The sequence below is a fragment of the Roseobacter sp. N2S genome, from assembly GCF_031454055.1.
GTDB lineage: Bacteria > Pseudomonadota > Alphaproteobacteria > Rhodobacterales > Rhodobacteraceae > Amylibacter.
The window spans coordinates 111,452-129,188 of sequence record NZ_JAVDQB010000001.1 but is presented as its reverse complement, the minus strand read 5'-3'; the positions used below and the strand labels follow the sequence as shown (position 1 = coordinate 129,188).

Here is a 17,737-nt window from a genome sequence, read left to right as displayed (position 1 = left end):
CAACTGAAAACCGCGCTGATCCGGTACGGGTTGAAAAATATGGCGAAAACAGCAAAAGGGGCGTAAATGTGATTCCGCAGGCTATAATTCAGGGGCCACATGCAGCACAAAAACACAAAGGTCGGTATTATATGAGTTCTGATGGGTCGCTGAAGATGCGGTTTAGTCAGCGTGCGCCGCGCGTTTTGCTGTATAGCCATGATACATTCGGTTTGGGTCACTTGCGCAGATCGCGCACGATTGCGGCGGCTTTGACCTCGATTGATCCGAATCTTTCGGCGCTGATCCTGACTGGATCGCCGGTTGCGGGGCGGTTTACCTTTCCGGATCGCGTGGACCATATCCGCCTGCCCGGTGTGACCAAATTGACCGACGGGTCTTATGCATCCGAGGCTTTGGGGCTTGATATTGACGAGACAACTTCGTTGCGGGCTGGCCTGATCCGCGCCGCTGCGGAACGGTTTGAACCGGATCTGGTGATTGTCGATAAAGAACCTAACGGGTTTCGCGGCGAATTGATGGATACACTGCGCTGGTTGCGCAAGAATACATCCGCCAAACTGGTGCTTGGTCTGCGTGATGTTCTGGACGAAAGCGAAGTGCTAGAGGCAGAATGGGATCGCAAAGGCGCAGTGGCCGCGATGTCTGAATTTTATGATGACATATGGGTTTACGGGCTGGAGTCGATCTATAAACCACTGCAAGGGCTGACCTATCCTGATGCGGTAGACCAGCGGATTCACTACACTGGCTACCTGCGCCGCGAAACATGGGATCACGGTCCGGAACTGGATGTAGACCCTTATATTCTGGTCACTCCGGGCGGTGGCGGGGATGGCGCGAAACTGGTGGATCAGGTTCTGCGTGCCTATGAATCCGACCCCGATCTTTCGCCCAAAGCCAACATCATCTACGGGCCGTTTCTGTCAGGCGACACCCGCGTGCAGTTTGAGGATCGCGTGGCCAAACTGAAGGGTCGGGTGATCTCGCTCGGGTTTGACAGCAAGATGGAAAACCTGATCGACAATGCGGTCGGGGTGATCGCAATGGGCGGCTATAATACGTTTTGTGAAATCCTGTCGTTCGACAAACGCGCCATCATCATGCCGCGCAAAAAGCCGCGGTTGGAACAATATATCCGCGCAGCACGGGCGGAACAATTGGGGCTGGTGCGGATGCTGGACCCTGATCGCGATGGTACGGGAACGGATGTTATGGTGAAAGCCATCCGCGCCTTGCCCCATCAAAACCTGCCCTCTACCGGCGAATATCCAGACCTTCTGGAAGGGTTGGATCACATTGTCGCCCGCGTCAAAGAACTGCTTGAGTCCGAGGAAGTACAGGCTGCGGAATGACAGATTCAGAGCCGGAATTAGCCGTCATCGTCAAAGGCTGGCCTCGTTTGTCAGAGACCTTTATCGCCCAAGAACTGGTGGCGCTGGAACGGGCAGGGCACCGCTTTGACATCTGGTCTTTACGCTTTCCCACCGATAAAAAACGCCACCCGCTGCACGACCAAACTCAGGCGCGGGTGCGCTATTTGCCGGAATATCTGCACCTTGAAATGGCCCGTGTTGTGCGCGGCTGGGCCAAGGCGCGTAAAATGCCGGGGTTCAAACAGGCCCATCAGGTCTGGATGCAAGACCTGCGCCGTGACCTGACCCGAAACCGCATTCGCCGCTTTGGCCAAGCCTGTGTTCTTGCGGCAGAATTGCCCGCTGTCACCAAGGGCCTGTATGCGCATTTTTTACACACGCCGTCCTCTGTGGCCCGCTACGCGGCCTTGATCCGTGGCGTGGATTGGTCGTTTTCTGCCCATGCCAAAGACATCTGGACCTCCCCCGATTGGGAAATCCGCGAAAAACTGGCCAATGACGGCACGGGTGCTGCCTTTGGTGTGACCTGCACTGGTTTTGGCGCGCAGCACCTACAAGATTTGGCCGACCCACCGACCCGTGTTTCACTGCTTTACCACGGGCTTGATCTGGATCGTTTTCCTGCGCCCCCTGAAACCCGCCCCGACGATGGCGTGTTCAAAATGCTGTCCGTCGGGCGACTGGTGGAAAAGAAGGGCTTTGACCGGCTGATCCGGGCGCTGTCCCTGCTGCCCGATGATCTGCAATGGCACTGGACCCATATTGGCGGTGGCGGGCTAAAGGACGAATTGACTGCGCTGGCGAAATCTTTGGACGTCAACGACCGCATCACATGGCGCGGCGCCTGTGACCAGCCCGAAGTGGTTGCCGCCATGCGCAGCAACGATTTGTTCGTGCTGCCGTCGCGTGTGGCAGAGGATGGTGACCGTGACGGGCTGCCCAACGTGCTGATGGAGGCGGCGTCACAAAAGCTGCCAATCCTGTCAACGCCGGTATCCGCGATCCCTGAATTCATCACCTCTGGCGTGCATGGGTTGCTGGTGGATGATCGACCTGAAACCATGACTTTTGCGATTATGGACCTTGCGAAGAACCCCGTGCAGCGTGCGGCCTTTGCCAATGCGGCGTTTGTTCGTCTGGTCTCGGATTTTGGCGTGGATGCAGGTATTTCCGAACTCTCGGCACGGCTGAAATCGCTGGTTTCATGACCCGACACATCGCGTTTTATGCGCCGTTGAAATCGCCACACCACGCCACTCCCAGCGGGGACCGCACGATTGCACGGGGCTTGATGAACGCGCTGGGGTCTGTGGGTAACGTCGAACTCGTGTCTGAATTTCGCAGTCGCGACGGGGCGGGGGACGCACAGGTGCAGGCGGATTTGATGGCTCAGGCCGAAACCGAGGCGGCACGGCTGATCACCAGTGGCGCGCGCTGGGATGCTTGGGTTACCTATCACAATTATTATAAAGCGCCGGATTTGATCGGGCCAAAGGTCTGTTCCGCGCTGGGGATTCCTTATCATTTGATTGAATCGAGCCGTTCGCCAAAGCGCCTAACCGGACCGTGGTCCCGATTTGCGCAGCTTGCGGATGGGGCCAGCGATCGGGCTGCGGTGATCTTCTATTTTACAGGGCGCGATCTGCCAGAACTGGAAAATGCCCGCCCAGCGGATCAAAAGCTGGTGCATCTGCCCCCGTTTCTGGATCGCGTTGATCTGCCACCCCTTGGGGTGCGCAATGACGGTAAGACCCTTCTGGCGGTGGGGATGTTTCGGACAGGTGACAAGCTGGCGTCTTATCAAAATCTGGCGTCTGCACTTACGCTGGTGCAGACGGCTGGCTGGTCGTTGCGCATCGTTGGTGCTGGCGTTGCGGACGCTGAAATCCGCGCCCTTTTCGCCCCGTTCAAATCACAAGTAACCTTTGTCGGCGGGTTAGATGCGAATGGTGTTGCCACCGAAATGGCAGGCGCAGATGTCTTTGTTTGGCCCGGCGTGAACGAAGCTTTTGGAATGGTCTTTATCGAGGCTCAGGCAGCGGGATTAACCGTAGTTGCCGAAAACCGCATCGGCCTGCGCGATGTGGTCGGCCCGCAAGGTTTCTTAACCCCGCCAAACGACGCCGCCAGCTTTGCCACCGCAATCGACAACGCAATTGCGCGTGGATCTGTGGCCAAAGATGTGCGCAGCTATGCCCAAAACCACCTGCGCGGGGCAGCGGAACAAACACTGGAAAATGCACTTCAATTCAATGAGGCATCTTTATGATAAAACTGGCAATTATTCGCCATGGCCACACACCGTGGAATCGCGCTGGGCAAATTCAAGGCCGCACAGACATCGCGCTTGAAGACCAAGCCGCGGCGGATTTGGCGGCGTTAACCTTGCCTGATGACTGGCAGACGGCTGATCTGGTGGCCAGCCCTTTGAAACGGGCCGTGCAAACCGCGCGGCTGATTTCAGGGCGCGAACCGGCCACCGCAGCGGCTTTGATCGAAATGGATTGGGGTGATTGGGAGGGCAAAAAGGGTCTGGATCTGAAAGCCGACCAAAATTCTGGTTTTCGCGATATAGAGGATTGGGGCTGGGACTATCGCCCGCCAAATGGCGAAAGCCCGCGCGAGGTTTCTGCGCGGCTGCAGCCTTGGCTGGAAACGTTAAACCAAGACACTATTGCTGTCTGTCACATCGGTATTATGCGGGTCTTGCTGGCGCAGGCGACGGGTTGGAATTTCGACGGCGCGGCGCCGTTTCAGGTTAAACGCAACCGGCTTTATGTGATGGAGTTGGACAAAGGGAAACTGACCCTTTTGGGCGATCCCGTGCGATTGGTGGCGCGTTAAACCATGCGGGTGATGATTTGTGTGACGCATCTTTTGGGCACGGGCCACCTAAGCCGTGCCCTGACCTTGGCGCGGGCGTTTTCTGGGGCGGGGCATGACGCCCATGTGGTGTCTGGCGGCGTGCCTGTGGGGAATTTATCCTATGAAGGCGTGACGTTACACCAGCTTCCTGCGGTGAAATCGGATGGTGTGAACTTTACGACCCTCCTGACGGAAAGCGGCGTAAAAGCGGATGAAACCTATCTTTCGGACCGCAAGTCCACGCTGCTTGGCCTGTTAAAACAGATCACCCCTGATGTGGTGATAACGGAACTCTACCCTTTCGGGCGGCGTATTTTGAAGGGTGAGTTTCTGGCCCTGTTGAATGCAGCCCGAGACCTGCCGCACCCGCCTTTGGTGTTCAGCTCTGTCCGCGATATTTTGGCCCCGCCGTCCAAACCGCAAAAAGCGCTGGAAACAGAGGCGGTTATCGCAGCTTATTATGACGGTGTTCTGGTGCATTCGGCGGAAGCGGTCACACCCCTCGCGGCCAGTTGGCCTGTAAGTGAACCTCTGCGCGACAAGCTGTACTACACCGGATTTGTGACGCCGCCTGCGGCGGGCGCGCATCCGGACGGGCTGGGTCTGGGGGAGGTTTTGGTCACGGCAGGCGGTGGTGCTGTTGGCATGCCACTGTTTCAGGCGGCAGTGCAAGCGGCGGCATTAGACCCTGATAATCAGTGGCGGTTACTGGTCGGGGGCGCGGATAAAGAACGGGATATCAAGACCTTAAAGACACTTGTGACATCGGATAATCTGCGCATAGAACCCACACGGCCCGACTTTCGTCAGATGTTGTCAGGTGCCAAAGCCGCGGTTTGTATGTGTGGCTACAACACCGCGATGGACCTGTTGCAATCGGCGACCCCTGCGGTGTTTGTGCCGTTTGATGCAGGCGGTGAGGTGGAACAGACCCTGCGTGCGGAGAGTCTTGCCAAGCAAACAGGTTTTGCAGTTGTCCCCGCTGCGCAGGCTAATGCGGAACGCTTGATCAGCGCCTTGCGCGGGCTAGATGGAATGCGACCGAAACAGTCTGATCCGTCCCAGTTCGACGGTGCGGCGCAGACGGTTGAAATTGTCGAAAATTCCCTAAAGGAACGTGACATATGACAGATATTTGGGCGCCTCTGGATGCCGAATTTGCCCTGTGGCGCGAAGCAGATATGCGCCTGCCGTTCTGGTGGCGCGATGATGATGCCTTTAACGTAACCCCCGAACTGGAACAGCTACTGGCACTGGCAAATCGGGTGGGTGTAGATGTGTTTTTGGCGGTGATTCCGTCGAAATTACAGCCCGATTTACCACCCTTTGTGGCACAGAATCCGCGCCTGATCCCTGTGACCCACGGCTATGCTCATAAGGATCACACACCTGCGGGGGTTAAGAAATGTGAATATGCCGCTGATCGGGATGGCGACGTGGTAAAGGCGGAGCTGGTTGAGGGGTATGAGACCCTTAAAACCGCCTTTGCAGACCAGTTCGTGCCGATGTTTGTGCCGCCATGGAACCGCTTTGGCAACGCCCATAAGTTCAAGCTGCAAGAGATTGGTTATAAAGGGTTTTCCACCTATGGACCGCGCAGCAGCAAATGGTCCCGTCGGCGGATGGAGCAGATCAACACCCATGTGGATCCGATCAACTGGCGGGGCGGTCGCTCGCTTGGGGATCGCGGGGCGATTGTCCAGCGCATGGTTGATCAACTGGTGGATCGCCGTTTGGGCAAGGCGGATAACGCGGAACCTTATGGTTATCTGACACATCACAAAGCCCATGACGGCAATATTTGGGCGTTTTCAGAAGAATTGCTGACACGATTTGCGGCGGGTCCGGTGGATCTTTGGTCCGCAGAGGACATGGGAAAAAGGAAATAAGATGAGCAGATTAGACAGTATGTTGCGGCGTTTCACCGCCCAGCGGGACGGGTTGAACTGGGCCGCTGGGCTTGTTGAAGGATTGCAAGGGGACGGGCTGGATATGGGGCTTGGCAACGGGCGCACCTATGATCACATGCGCGAAACCATGGCGGATCGGCGCATCTGGGTGATGGACCGTGTGCTGCAATGCCACCCGTCCTGTGTGCCGCCTGAACAGGATTTTTTACAGGGCGAGGCCGAGGACGGTTTGGCCCGTTTGGCCGATATTGGTGCGCGGATTGTGATTGCCCATTACGATTTCGGCTTTGGCGTAAAAGAAAAAGACGTCGAAGAAGCCGCGCGGTTTAGCCCGCTGATTGCCAAAGTGATGGCACCGGGCGGGATGCTGATTTCAGGCCAGCCCTTGGTCGGTTTTGAAGCGGTCCAAGGCCCCGAACACATCGCGCCGGATCGGTATTATTTCTACAAAACATAAGGCTTCGGCGTGTTGGTCAGCCCAGCACGCCTAGGCAGATACCGCCTAAAGCCGCGATCAGAACCACGGTCCACGGCGGGGCTTTCCATGTCACCAATAAGACAAAACACCCTAGCGCCAAGGCGAAATCCGGCAGGCCGATAACCGCGCTGGTAAAGACGGGGTTGTATAATGCCACGCCCAAAATGCCGACCACCGCGGCGTTTGCGCCCTGCATCAGGGCTTGGGCTGACGGGGTTGCGCGGAACTGATCCCAGAATGGCAAGACGCCGATCAGGATCAGGAACCCCGGTAAAAACACCGCCAGAAGTGCGATGGTGGCCCCTGTGATGCCGTCTATGGTCGCGCCCAAATAGGCGGCAAAGGTGAACAGCGGGCCGGGCACAGCTTGGGTTGCGCCGTAGCCTGCGATGAATTGGTCGGGAGAGATCCAGCCGGATTGCACGACCTCGGCCTGCAATAACGGCAACACCACATGGCCGCCACCAAACACCAAGGCCCCTGCGCGGTAAAAGCTGTCAAAAACGGCAAGCCCTTGATTTTGTAAAGCGATCAGGGGCAGCAAGACCATGAGGCCCGCAAAAAAGGTAAGGCAAAATCCTGCCGTTTTGCGCGATATGTTCAGGGTGATGTGCCCCGCCACAGGGCTGGTTTTGGGGCTTTGACATAAAACCAATCCCCCCAGCGCGCCGAACAGAATTGCGCTGATCATGCCAAAGGCGCCGGGCGCAGCGGCAAGGATTGCGACAGCGCCGAAGGCAATGCTGGCCCGTTGTTTATCAGGGCAAAGGGACCGTGCCATACCCCAGACCGCTTGGGCGACAATGGCGATTGCGACGATTTTCAGACCGTGCAGCAGGCCATGTCCCACAGGGCCAGACAGAGAGGTGGCGGTCAGCGCAAAGACGATCAGAATAAGGGCGGATGGCAGTGTGAAGGCGGTGAAAGCCGCCAAAGCGCCCAACCACCCCGCGCGCATGAACCCCAGTGCAAAGCCCACCTGACTGGATGCAGGGCCGGGCAAGAACTGGCACAGCGCCACCAGATCGGCGTAGGCTGCATCGTCCAGCCAGCGGCGGCGGCTGACCAGTTCGTCGCGGAAATATCCAAGGTGGGCGATCGGGCCACCAAAAGAGGTTAATCCGAGCTTTAGGAATACGGCAAAAACCTCGCTCGGGGTGCCTTGGTTGGGGGGGTTGCCCGTCATATGACCGCCTTGTTCGCAGATTTATCCGTTCAGCCCCTTAGGGAGGGACTGTAACAAGCGTGTTGCGACCCTGTGACAGGTAAAATCTTTGCGCAAGACTGCTTTAGCGCCCGACGCTCACGTATTTCAGACCCGCCTCTGCCGCATCCTTGGGATCATAGACATTGCGCAGGTCCGCCATGCGCGGGTCTTTCATGGCCTGAACCACACGGGGCAGGTCCAACGCGCGGAATTCGTTCCACTCGGTCAGCAGGATCACCGCTTCAGCGTCTTGGATCGCGGTATAGGGATCATCCACCCAAGTGACACCGGGCAGCAGGTCGTTGCCTTCTTTAAACCCTTGCGGATCAACCACATGGATGTTTGCGCCCGCGCCCACAAGGGCAGGAACGATGGTCAGGGACGGGCTGTCGCGCATGTCGTCTGTGTTGGGTTTGAAGGTCACGCCAAGTACTGCGATTTTCTTGCCGTTAACTTTATCGTCACATAGTTCCATCACCTTGTCGATCATACGCCGTTTGGTGGATTCGTTGATGTCGATGACCGCCTCGACGATTTGGATCGGGCTGGCATAATCCTGCCCGATGCGGGCCAGTGCCTTAGTGTCTTTGGGGAAGCAAGACCCGCCATAGCCCGGCCCCGCGTTCAGGAACTTGGACCCGATGCGATTGTCCATACCCATGCCCTTGGACACGGATTTAATATCTGCGCCGACCTTTTCACACAGGGCGGCGATTTCATTGATAAAGGTGATCTTGGTCGCCAGAAAGGCGTTTGCGGCGTATTTGATCATCTCGGCGGATTCCAGATCGGTATAGACGATCGGGGCTTCACGCAGGGCCAGCGGCCGGTAAATGCGGGCCATTACATCGCGGGCTTTGTCGGTTTCAACGCCGACGACAACACGATCGGGGCGCATGAAATCCTCAATCGCGGCACCTTCGCGCAAGAATTCAGGGTTGGAGGCCACATCAAATTCCGCATTCGGGTTTTCTTCACGGATGATCTGTTCGATCTTGCGGTTGGTGCCAACAGGGACGGTGGATTTGGTTACAACAACTGTATAGCCGTGCATCGCATGGGCAATTTCCCGTGCTGCATCAAAGACATAGGTCAAGTCCGCATGACCATCGCCGCGCCGTGTAGGGGTGCCGACACCGATAAACACAGCGTCTGCCTTGGCCACGGCAGATGCAAAATCCAGCGTAAAGCCCAGCCGCCCAGCCGCCACATTGCGGGCCATAAGGTCATCAAGGCCGGGTTCGAAAATAGGGACGATGCCATTTTCCAGTGCCTCGATCTTGGCGGGCAGCTTGTCAACGCAGATTACATCATGGCCGAAATCGGAAAAACATACCCCAGAAACAAGGCCAACATAGCCCGTGCCGATCATTGTTAACTGCATTTTATAGCCTTTGGTTTTAGAACTTTGCCGCCGTATAAACGCTGGTTTTAGCGGAAACAGGGCTTGGTTCAAGCGAATTAGACCGATTGCGGCATAGGGCAACGGCCGCTAAGAATGGGGAAGTTTTAATGTAAGGGATAAAGCATGCGGAAAATTCTGATCACAGGCAGCGCAGGGTTTATTGGCTTTCATTTGGCGCAGCGGATGCTGTCAGAGGGCTGGCAGGTTCTGGGTGTGGACGGGATGACGGATTATTATGACGTCAATCTAAAGCGCCGCCGCCATGCCATGCTGTCCCAAAACGAAGGGTTTTCAACGCTTGAGGTGGACATCCGCGAATTTGACGCCTTGCAAAAACCTGTGATGGATTTCGCGCCGGATGTGATAGTGCATCTGGCCGCACAGGCCGGGGTGCGCTATTCGATCGAAAATCCGCGTGCCTATATCGAAACCAATGTGGTGGGCACGTTCAACATCATGGAACTGGCGCGGGAACTGGCGGTGGATCACTTGCTGATGGCCTCGACCTCTAGCGTTTACGGCGCGAATGAGGTGATGCCCTTCACCGAGGTGGAAAAGACCGATACGCAGATGACGCTCTATGCGGCGACGAAAAAGGCCAATGAAAATATGGCCCATTCCTATGCCCATCTGTGGAAAATGCCGACAACCATGTTTCGCTTTTTCACGGTCTATGGCCCTTGGGGGCGGCCTGATATGGCGCTGTTCAAATTCGTTAAGGCTGGCCTGAACGGCGATCCGATTGATGTGTTCAATCACGGCGATATGGAGCGGGATTTCACCTATGTGGTGGATCTGGTGCGTGCTATTTCCCTGTTGGTGGATGCACCGCCCCCCCGCGTGGATGCGCGTGCAGACTGGACCCCGCTGCACAATGACAGCCTGTCGCCCGCGGCCCCGTTTCGGGTGATCAACATCGGTAATTCCGATAAGGTTCGCTTGCTTGATTTTGTTGAGGAAATCGAAGCCGCCATCGGCAAGAAAATTGCACGGAATTATATGGATATGCAACCCGGCGACGTGCCCGCGACATGGGCCGATTGCGAGCTGTTGAAACAGTTGGTGGGTTATGCCCCCGAAACAAATGTTCACGATGGCGTGCGGGCCTTTGTGGATTGGTATCGGGACTATTACTCTGTCTGATGCACCAGAAGGAACCCTTGCTATGATTGATCTGAAATCCGCCAAAATTGCCGTGATTGGGCTTGGCTATGTAGGGCTGCCGCTGGCTGTGGAATTTGGCAAGATATTCCCAACCATCGGTTATGATCTGAACAGCAAGCGGATTGCAGCCCTGCGCGCAGGCAATGACACCACGCGCGAGGTTTCAAAAGATGAGTTGGCACAAGTGCCCCATCTGGGTTTTACCGAAAGCATCGACGAAATCCGCGACTGCAACGTTTATGTGGTGACGGTGCCCACGCCGGTAGATGCCCATAAACGCCCCGATCTGGGGCCACTTCTGTCGGCCAGCGCCACGGTGGGGCATCTTCTGAACAAGGGCGATGTGGTGATCTTTGAAAGCACGGTTTACCCGGGCGCCACTGAAGAAGACTGCGTTCCCGTAATTGAGGCCGCATCGGCCCTGACCTTCAACACGGATTTCTTTGTTGGATACAGCCCTGAACGGATCAACCCCGGCGATATGCAGCGCCGCTTGCCCGGTATCGTTAAGGTTACATCCGGCAGCACGCCCGCCGCGGCGGATTTTGTTGATAGTCTGTATTCAACCATTGTGACGGCGGGCACCCATAAGGCGCCCTCAATCGCGGTGGCAGAGGCGGCGAAGGTCATCGAAAACACCCAGCGGGATCTGAACATTGCGTTGGTGAACGAACTGGCGATGATCTTTCACCGCCTTGGCATTGATACCGCTGATGTGCTTGCCGCCGCTGGCACCAAGTGGAACTTTCTGCCGTTCAAGCCTGGTCTGGTCGGGGGGCATTGCATTGGTGTGGACCCCTATTACCTGACCCATAAAGCCCAAGCCGTGGGCTATAATCCCGAGGTGATCCTTGCGGGGCGGCGGATCAATGATGCGATGGGCAAGGTTGTGGCGTCAGAACTGATCAAGGCGATGATCCGCAAAGGGGTGGCGATACAGGGCGCTAAAATTCTGGTGATGGGACTGACGTTCAAGGAAAACTGCCCCGACCTGCGCAACACTCGTGTGGTGGATGTGATCGCAGAATTGCGCGATTACGGCGTGAGTGTAGAGGTTCATGACCCTTGGGCTGACCCTGTGCAAGCCAAGGCGATCTACGGGATTGATCTGGTTGAGACCCCTGAACAAGGCCACTACGACGCAGTGGTTCTGGCCGTGGCCCATGATGTTTTCGCCAAAAGTGATCCTGCGGCCATCGGGGGGCTCTGTGCTTCACCCAGCGTCATCTACGACCTAAAGCACATTTTGCCGAAATCTTTGGCCGATTTGCGGCTGTAATCATCACGAGTCCTTGTTTTTTAACGCATCTGTGCGTTAATTGGCCCTGCGGCTTTGGGAAAAGCCTTGGTCAGACGGGACATCAGAATGAACGCCGAAACAACACCGCTTTTACAGGTCCGTGACCTGTCGATCGGGTTTGGAAACAATCCCCCGATTATCAGCGGCGTGAACTTCTCGATTAATCGGGGTGAGACATTGGCGCTGGTGGGGGAAAGCGGCTCTGGCAAGACGATTATGTGCCGCTCGATCTTGCGGGTGCTGCCCAAAGGCGCGGTGATCCATTCCGGTGCGGCGCTGTTTTCGCCTTTGGGGGAAACGCAGGGTGACGAGCCTGTAGATTTGCTGAAAATGTGCGAGAAAAACCTGCGCGATGTGCGCGGTGATCAGATTGCTATGATCTTTCAGGAACCTATGCACAGCCTGTCGCCACTGCATAAAATCGGTCATCAAGTGGCCGAGGTTTTGACCCTGCATCGCGGCCACTCCAAGGCCAGCGCGCGCCTTGAAGTGATCGAAAAATTCCGCCGTGTCGGGTTTCTGGACCCGGAACGCGCCTTTAATGCCTATCCGTTTGAACTGTCCGGCGGGATGCGGCAGCGGGCCATGATTGCAATGGCGATGATTGCCAAGCCCGAACTGCTGATTGCCGATGAACCGACCACAGCACTGGATGTGACCACACAGGCGCAGGTGTTGGAATTGATCAAAGGCCTGCAAGAAGAAACCGGAATGGCGGTGATTTTTGTGACCCATGATCTGGGGGTTGTGGCCAATATTGCCGATCAGGTCTGCGTGCTGCGCAAGGGCCGTGTGATGGAAAGCGGGCCGACCGACATTGTGATCGGCGCACCAGCCCATGGTTATACGAAAAAGCTGCTGGCGGCCGCCCCTGCGGTGCCGCGCAGTGCACAGCCGTCACAGGCGCGCCCGGTGACGGACCCGATTTTGCAGCTTGAAGCGATTAATAAAACCTTTGTGTCCCGCGCGGGGTCATTCTTTGGCAAGACCGAAGAAATTGCCGCTGTGCGCAATGTGAATATCACCGTCGAGCGGGGCAAAACCTTTGCGATCGTTGGGGAAAGCGGGTCAGGGAAATCCACCGTGGCCAATATCGCGCTGGGCGCAACTGCTGCGGATGCGGGCGGGGCGATCCGCTATTGGGCCAGTGCCGATTCACTGCCCGTGGATGTGGCTACACTGTCTGCTGACGGAAAACGCGCCTTTCAGCGCGAGGCGCAGATGGTGTTTCAAGACCCGTTCAGCTCTCTTTCGCCGCGTATGCAGATTGTCGATATCCTGACCGAACCCTTGGTGATCCACGGCATCGGCACCCGCAAACAACGCAAGGAACGGGCGGCGGAACTGTTGGAAAAGGTCGGGCTGGATAAAAACATGCTGCGCCGTTTTCCCCATGCGTTTTCGGGCGGGCAACGGCAACGGCTGTCCATCGCGCGGGCCTTGGCGCTGAACCCCAGCCTGCTGGTCTGTGACGAACCCACCAGTGCGCTTGATCTTTCGGTGCAAATGCAGGTTCTGGACCTGCTCGAAGACATTCGCGACGATTTCGGGCTAAGCTATTTGTTCATCAGCCACGATCTGGCGGTTGTGGCCCGTATCGCGGATGAAGTTGCGGTGATGCGCCAAGGGCAGATCGTCGAACAGGCCGCGCCTGATGTGCTGTTTACCGCCCCCAAACACCCTTACACCAAGGCGCTGATTGCCGCCTGTCTTGAGGCTGACGTGACCCAAAAGATCAACCTGCAAGCCGTCGCTATGGGGGCCGGTGATCCCCACACATGGCCCGAGGCTTATGCCATGCACGGAACCACCCTGCCGCCTTTGGTGGAATCCGAACCGGGCCATTTGGTGCGGGTGAACCTATGAAACCGATCCTGCGTACGCTGATATCTGCTGTACTGCTTACCCTGTTGCCGCTTTGTGCAACTGCCGATCCGTTAAAGATGGTGGAAACCCCGTATTGGCAATCAGACGTCACCAAGGGCACATTGGACCCGATTGAAAAGCGGATGCCAATGGTGCCGCTGGTGGTGGATCTGGCCGAAAAAGGCCGCGAATTTGGACAGCAGGGCGGCACCCTGCGCACCATGATCACCCGCTCTAAAGATGTGCGGCAGATGGTGGTCTACGGCTATGCGCGGCTGGTGGGCTATGATCGGAAATACAATCTGGTGCCCGATATCCTGAAATCCGTCAAAGTGGCCGAGGGGCGGATTTTTGTGTTTAAACTGCGCCCGGGCCATCGCTGGTCAGATGGTGCGCCGTTTACGTCCGAAGATTTCCGCTATTGGTGGAATGACGTGGCCAATAACGCGGAACTATCCCCTAGCGGTCCGCCGTCATTCTTAAAGGTGGATGGGGAATACCCCCGCGTTTTATTCCCGAATGAAACCACGGTGATTTTCCGTTGGTCCAAGCCGAATCCGGGTTTTTTGCCGCTTTTGGCGCAGGCCAGCCCGCCGTTCATCTATCGTCCCGCGCACTACCTGAAGCAGTACCACGAAAAATACGCAGACCCCGAAAAGCTGGCCAAAGCCGTGGCCAAAAAGAAGGTTCGCAGTTGGGCCGCGCTGCACAACAAGCGCGATAATATGTATAAATTCGACAATGCCAGCCTGCCGACTTTGCAGCCTTGGGTGCCCGCAGACACTGGCATGGAAAGCCGCAGCCTGTTTGTGCGCAACGCCTATTACCACCGGATTGACACACACGGGGTGCAACTGCCCTATATTGATACAGTTGAGATGAGCATTGTCGGCTCTGGCTTGGTGGCTGCAAAAACCAACGCCGGAGAGGTGGATTTACAGGCGCGCGGGCTTGATTTTAACGATGTGGCCGTGCTGAAAAAAGGGGAGTCCGAGGGCGGTGGGTATACTGTTCATCTGTGGCCCAACGGCACTGCCAGCCAGATCGCGATTTATCCGAACCTGAACCACGCTGATCCCGTCTGGCAGAAAATCCTGCGCGATGTGCAATTCCGCCGCGCCTTATCCCTTGGCATTGATCGCCGCATGATCAACCGCGCGCTTTATTTCGGACTGGCCTCTGAGGGCAATATGACGGCACTGCCCGCCAGCCCGTTTTTCAACGAGGATAATCTGAAAAACTACGCCCAATATGACCCTGATCTGGCCAATAAAATACTGGATGACATGGGGTTCACCATACGGCGGGGCGATGGAATTCGCATTCTGGTGGACGGGCGGCCGATGCGGGTTCTGGTGGAAACTGCTGGTGAACGCCAAGAGGTTGAAAACGCCTTGCAGATCATTGCAGACACATGGCGCGACATCGGGATTGAACTGGTGATGCGTCCGCTGGACCGCGATATTTTGCGCCAGCATGTGTTTTCAGGCCAGACGATGGCAGCGGTTTGGTTCGGCTGGGACAATGGCATCCCGACGGCCAACACTTCGCCTGAATATCTGGCCCCGCGGGCGCAGGACTTTTTCGCATGGCCAAAATGGGGACAGTTTTACCAGACCAACGGCGAAGCTGGCGAACCTGTGGATATGCCAAAACCTGCCCGATTGATGCATTTGGCGCTGGAATGGGAAAAATCCGACAATCAGGCAGAACGTGTAGCGATCTGGGAAGAAATGCTGAAAATTCACGCCGACGAAAAATACGCCATCGGTATTCTGGCCGAGGCACCGCAGCCCGTGGTCGTGTCTGACAGGTTGAAAAATGTACCCAATGTGGGGCTTTGGGCATGGGACCCGGGCGCGCATTTCGGCATCCACCGCATGGATGAATTCTTTTTCGCGCCAGAGGTTTCTAACTGATGCTAATCCTGCAATATTCTGTGTATCGGTTCATCACGATGCTGGCCACTTTGGTTGTGGTTTCCGCACTGGTGTTTTTCATCATGAACCTGCCGCCCGGCGATTACCTGTCAAACCTGATCGCCGAATTGCGCGCCACGGGGCAGGCCGAGGGGATTTCCAAGGTGGAATTTTTGCGGGTGGAATACTCGCTCGATCAGCCATTGTGGAAGCAATACCTGATCTGGATGGGTTTCTGGCCCGGCCCGCACGGGTTTTCCGGCATGATACAAGGGGATTTCGGCTGGTCGTTCGAATTTGATCGCCCGGTGTCTGAAATCGTTGGCGGGGCTTTGTGGTTGACGGTTCTGGTCAATGTGGCAGCGGTGCTGTTTGTCTATCTGGTGGCCTTGCCTTTGGGGGTTCTGGCGGCGGCCAAGTCGAAAACCTGGGTGGATTATACATCCTCTTTCATCGGTTATCTGGGCTTGGCCACGCCAAACTTTCTGCTGGCGCTGATTCTGTTTTATTACGGACACAAATATCTGAACCTGCCCATCGGCGGCTTGATGGCCCCTGAATTTGAAGGCGAGCCGATGTCCCCCGCCAAGATCAAATCGGTGTTGTTGCACCTGATAATTCCGACCTTTGTGATTGGCACATCGGGGGCCGCCGCGATGATGCAGCGGTTGCGGGCCAACCTGTTGGACGAACTGTCAAAGCCCTATGTAGATACGGCGCGGGCCAAAGGGGTGCCGCCTGTGCGTAGTATTCTAAAATACCCGTTTCGTGTGTCACTTAACCCTTTTGTGGCGGATATCGGTAATCTGCTGCCGTCATTGGTGTCTGGTTCTGTGCTGGTTTCGGTGGTTTTGGGGTTGCAAACCATTGGCCCTGCGCTGTTGACGGCGTTGAAATCGCAAGACCAGTTTCTGGCAGGGTTTATCCTGTTGTTTGTGGCGGCACTGACGCTGGTGGGGACGATGATATCGGATGTTCTGCTGGTGCTGCTTGATCCACGCATTCGCTTTGGGGGGCGCGGTAAATGACCGACCTGCCCAACAACCACTTTGTCGATGATGCGCCTTATGATCCGAATGAGGATATCAAGACACTGGACCGCCCCGATCTGGACGCCCCAAGCTGGCTGCTGATCTGGCGTAAGTTCCGGCGGCACAAGCTGGGCCTGTGGTCCGGCGTGTTCCTGCTAGTGGCCTATCTCAGCCTGCCGTTTGTCGGGTTTCTGGTGCCTTACACCCCGAATGAACGCAATGCGGATCATCTGTATGCGGGCCCCCAAATGGTGCGGCTGTTTCATGAGGGATCGTTCATTGGCCCCTTTGTATACCCAATTACGGCCCAAGCGGATTTAGAAAATTTCCGCTGGAATTACACGCAAGACCGCGAAAATCCGGCCAAATTGCAGTATTTCTGCAAAGGGGATGATTACAATTTTATTGGCCTCTTCCGCGCCGAGACCCATTTGTTCTGCGCCCCCGAAGGCGCGACAGTCTTTCTGTGGGGGGCGGATCGGTTGGGTCGGGATATATTCTCGCGGATATTTTACGGGGCGCAACTGTCCCTGACGGTAGGGCTGATCGGGATCACCGTGTCCTTCCTGCTGGGGATCAGTATTGGCGGGATTGCAGGGTATTTTGGCGGGCGCACCGACTGGTGCGTGCAGCGGGTGATTGAAATACTGCGGTCTTTGCCGGAACTGCCCTTGTGGCTGGCCCTGTCTGCGGCAGTGCCAAGCCATTGGGGGCCTGTGGCGGTGTTTTTCATCATCTCAATCATTTTGGGGCTGCTGGATTGGCCGGGTCTGGCCCGTGCCGTGCGGTCCAAGTTTCTGGCCCTGCGGGAAGAAGAATTTGTCCGTGCTGCGGAAATGATGGGGGCCAAGCCCGACCGTGTGATCCGCAAACATTTGCTGCCCAATTTCGCCAGCCACCTGATCGCCAGCGCCATGCTGTCAATTCCTGCGATGATCCTTGGGGAAACAGCACTGTCGTTTCTGGGGCTGGGGCTGCGTGCCCCTGCGGTCAGTTGGGGTGTGATGTTGAACGACGCGCAGAACCTCGCCTCGATCGAGATTTACCCCTGGACGGCGATCCCGATGTTACCGGTGATTATTGTGGTTCTGGCGTTCAACTTTCTGGGCGACGGGCTGCGGGATTCACTGGACCCCTATTCGGATAATTGATTGCTAAAGTGTTTGGGAATTCGGGGGCGCTGCCCCCGCACCCCCGAGGTATTTCTGCTCAAAAG

At 56.5% G+C, this 17,737-nt stretch carries 15 protein-coding genes; 13 read left to right on the top strand and 2 right to left on the bottom strand.

Translation table 11 applies throughout. From position 1 onward, the window contains the following. Positions 1 to 131: 131 nt before the first annotated feature. From GGE09_RS00630 to GGE09_RS00600, 7 genes are read left to right on the top strand one after another with little or no spacing between them, the layout of a single operon-like run. Positions 132 to 1,355, top strand: a complete 1,224-nt coding sequence (locus GGE09_RS00630) for a glycosyltransferase (RefSeq protein WP_309742811.1) — start codon at positions 132 to 134, stop codon at positions 1,353 to 1,355. Then, positions 1,352 to 2,584 carry a glycosyltransferase gene (locus GGE09_RS00625; protein WP_309742809.1) on the top strand — a complete coding sequence of 411 codons (1,233 nt, stop codon included), beginning with the start codon at positions 1,352 to 1,354 and terminating at the stop codon, positions 2,582 to 2,584. The genes GGE09_RS00630 and GGE09_RS00625 overlap by 4 nt, the downstream gene beginning before the upstream one ends. Next, positions 2,581 to 3,645, top strand: coding sequence for a glycosyltransferase family 4 protein (locus GGE09_RS00620; RefSeq protein WP_309742807.1), 1,065 nt, complete (start codon positions 2,581 to 2,583; stop codon positions 3,643 to 3,645). Before GGE09_RS00625 ends, GGE09_RS00620 begins: the two co-directional genes overlap by 4 nt. Beyond that, entirely contained in the window at positions 3,642 to 4,220 is a 579-nt protein-coding gene (locus tag GGE09_RS00615) for a histidine phosphatase family protein (RefSeq protein ID WP_309742805.1), read from the top strand. The genes GGE09_RS00620 and GGE09_RS00615 overlap by 4 nt, the downstream gene beginning before the upstream one ends. 3 nt (positions 4,221 to 4,223) lie before the next feature. Continuing rightward, on the top strand, positions 4,224 to 5,369 hold the full coding sequence (locus tag GGE09_RS00610; RefSeq protein ID WP_309742803.1) for a glycosyltransferase: 1,146 nt from the start codon (positions 4,224 to 4,226) through the stop codon (positions 5,367 to 5,369). Further along, positions 5,366 to 6,130, top strand: a complete 765-nt coding sequence (locus GGE09_RS00605) for a polysaccharide deacetylase family protein (protein ID WP_309742801.1) — start codon at positions 5,366 to 5,368, stop codon at positions 6,128 to 6,130. The genes GGE09_RS00610 and GGE09_RS00605 overlap by 4 nt, the downstream gene beginning before the upstream one ends. Before the next feature lies 1 nt (position 6,131). Next, the gene (locus GGE09_RS00600; RefSeq protein ID WP_309742799.1) at positions 6,132 to 6,608 is read left to right on the top strand and encodes a class I SAM-dependent methyltransferase; all 477 of its coding nucleotides are present in this window, start codon (positions 6,132 to 6,134) and stop codon (positions 6,606 to 6,608) included. Between the two features lie 16 nt (positions 6,609 to 6,624). Here GGE09_RS00600 and chrA read toward each other — a convergent pair whose 3' ends face one another. Then, on the bottom strand, positions 6,625 to 7,815 hold the full coding sequence (gene chrA, locus GGE09_RS00595; protein WP_309742797.1) for a chromate efflux transporter: 1,191 nt from the start codon (positions 7,813 to 7,815) through the stop codon (positions 6,625 to 6,627). Positions 7,816 to 7,918: 103 nt separating this feature from the next. Continuing rightward, positions 7,919 to 9,220 (bottom strand): UDP-glucose/GDP-mannose dehydrogenase family protein, encoded by a 1,302-nt coding sequence (locus GGE09_RS00590; RefSeq protein ID WP_309742795.1) that lies wholly within the window; start codon positions 9,218 to 9,220, stop codon positions 7,919 to 7,921. 144 nt (positions 9,221 to 9,364) lie between these two features. Between GGE09_RS00590 and GGE09_RS00585 the strand changes: the two genes are divergently transcribed. From GGE09_RS00585 to GGE09_RS00560, 6 genes are all read left to right on the top strand, one after another. Next, the gene (locus GGE09_RS00585; protein ID WP_309742793.1) at positions 9,365 to 10,384 is read left to right on the top strand and encodes an SDR family NAD(P)-dependent oxidoreductase; all 1,020 of its coding nucleotides are present in this window, start codon (positions 9,365 to 9,367) and stop codon (positions 10,382 to 10,384) included. A gap of 22 nt (positions 10,385 to 10,406) precedes the next feature. Beyond that, positions 10,407 to 11,684, top strand: coding sequence for a nucleotide sugar dehydrogenase (locus tag GGE09_RS00580; protein WP_309742790.1), 1,278 nt, complete (start codon positions 10,407 to 10,409; stop codon positions 11,682 to 11,684). An 87-nt stretch (positions 11,685 to 11,771) separates the two neighbouring features. Then, a complete protein-coding gene (locus GGE09_RS00575) occupies positions 11,772 to 13,571 on the top strand; it encodes an ABC transporter ATP-binding protein (protein ID WP_309742788.1) in 1,800 nt (599 codons plus the stop codon). After that, a complete protein-coding gene (locus tag GGE09_RS00570) occupies positions 13,568 to 15,490 on the top strand; it encodes an ABC transporter substrate-binding protein (protein ID WP_309742786.1) in 1,923 nt (640 codons plus the stop codon). The genes GGE09_RS00575 and GGE09_RS00570 overlap by 4 nt, the downstream gene beginning before the upstream one ends. Beyond that, positions 15,490 to 16,518 carry an ABC transporter permease gene (locus GGE09_RS00565; protein WP_309742784.1) on the top strand — a complete coding sequence of 343 codons (1,029 nt, stop codon included), beginning with the start codon at positions 15,490 to 15,492 and terminating at the stop codon, positions 16,516 to 16,518. The genes GGE09_RS00570 and GGE09_RS00565 overlap by 1 nt, the downstream gene beginning before the upstream one ends. Further along, positions 16,515 to 17,672, top strand: coding sequence for an ABC transporter permease (locus GGE09_RS00560; RefSeq protein ID WP_309742783.1), 1,158 nt, complete (start codon positions 16,515 to 16,517; stop codon positions 17,670 to 17,672). The genes GGE09_RS00565 and GGE09_RS00560 overlap by 4 nt, the downstream gene beginning before the upstream one ends. Positions 17,673 to 17,737: the final 65 nt, after the last annotated feature.

Bases quoted from the DNA above. Each gene is read 5' to 3' on its own strand.
- GGE09_RS00630 (WP_309742811.1), top strand. From the start codon at position 132: ATGAGTTCTGATGGGTCGCTGAAGATGCGGTTTAGTCAGCGTGCGCCG.
- GGE09_RS00625 (WP_309742809.1), top strand. From the start codon at position 1,352: ATGACAGATTCAGAGCCGGAATTAGCCGTCATCGTCAAAGGCTGGCCT.
- GGE09_RS00620 (WP_309742807.1), top strand. From the start codon at position 2,581: ATGACCCGACACATCGCGTTTTATGCGCCGTTGAAATCGCCACACCAC.
- GGE09_RS00615 (WP_309742805.1), top strand. From the start codon at position 3,642: ATGATAAAACTGGCAATTATTCGCCATGGCCACACACCGTGGAATCGC.
- GGE09_RS00610 (WP_309742803.1), top strand. From the start codon at position 4,224: ATGCGGGTGATGATTTGTGTGACGCATCTTTTGGGCACGGGCCACCTA.
- GGE09_RS00605 (WP_309742801.1), top strand. From the start codon at position 5,366: ATGACAGATATTTGGGCGCCTCTGGATGCCGAATTTGCCCTGTGGCGC.
- GGE09_RS00600 (WP_309742799.1), top strand. From the start codon at position 6,132: ATGAGCAGATTAGACAGTATGTTGCGGCGTTTCACCGCCCAGCGGGAC.
- chrA (WP_309742797.1), bottom strand. From the start codon at position 7,815: ATGACGGGCAACCCCCCCAACCAAGGCACCCCGAGCGAGGTTTTTGCC.
- GGE09_RS00590 (WP_309742795.1), bottom strand. From the start codon at position 9,220: ATGCAGTTAACAATGATCGGCACGGGCTATGTTGGCCTTGTTTCTGGG.
- GGE09_RS00585 (WP_309742793.1), top strand. From the start codon at position 9,365: ATGCGGAAAATTCTGATCACAGGCAGCGCAGGGTTTATTGGCTTTCAT.
- GGE09_RS00580 (WP_309742790.1), top strand. From the start codon at position 10,407: ATGATTGATCTGAAATCCGCCAAAATTGCCGTGATTGGGCTTGGCTAT.
- GGE09_RS00575 (WP_309742788.1), top strand. From the start codon at position 11,772: ATGAACGCCGAAACAACACCGCTTTTACAGGTCCGTGACCTGTCGATC.
- GGE09_RS00570 (WP_309742786.1), top strand. From the start codon at position 13,568: ATGAAACCGATCCTGCGTACGCTGATATCTGCTGTACTGCTTACCCTG.
- GGE09_RS00565 (WP_309742784.1), top strand. From the start codon at position 15,490: ATGCTAATCCTGCAATATTCTGTGTATCGGTTCATCACGATGCTGGCC.
- GGE09_RS00560 (WP_309742783.1), top strand. From the start codon at position 16,515: ATGACCGACCTGCCCAACAACCACTTTGTCGATGATGCGCCTTATGAT.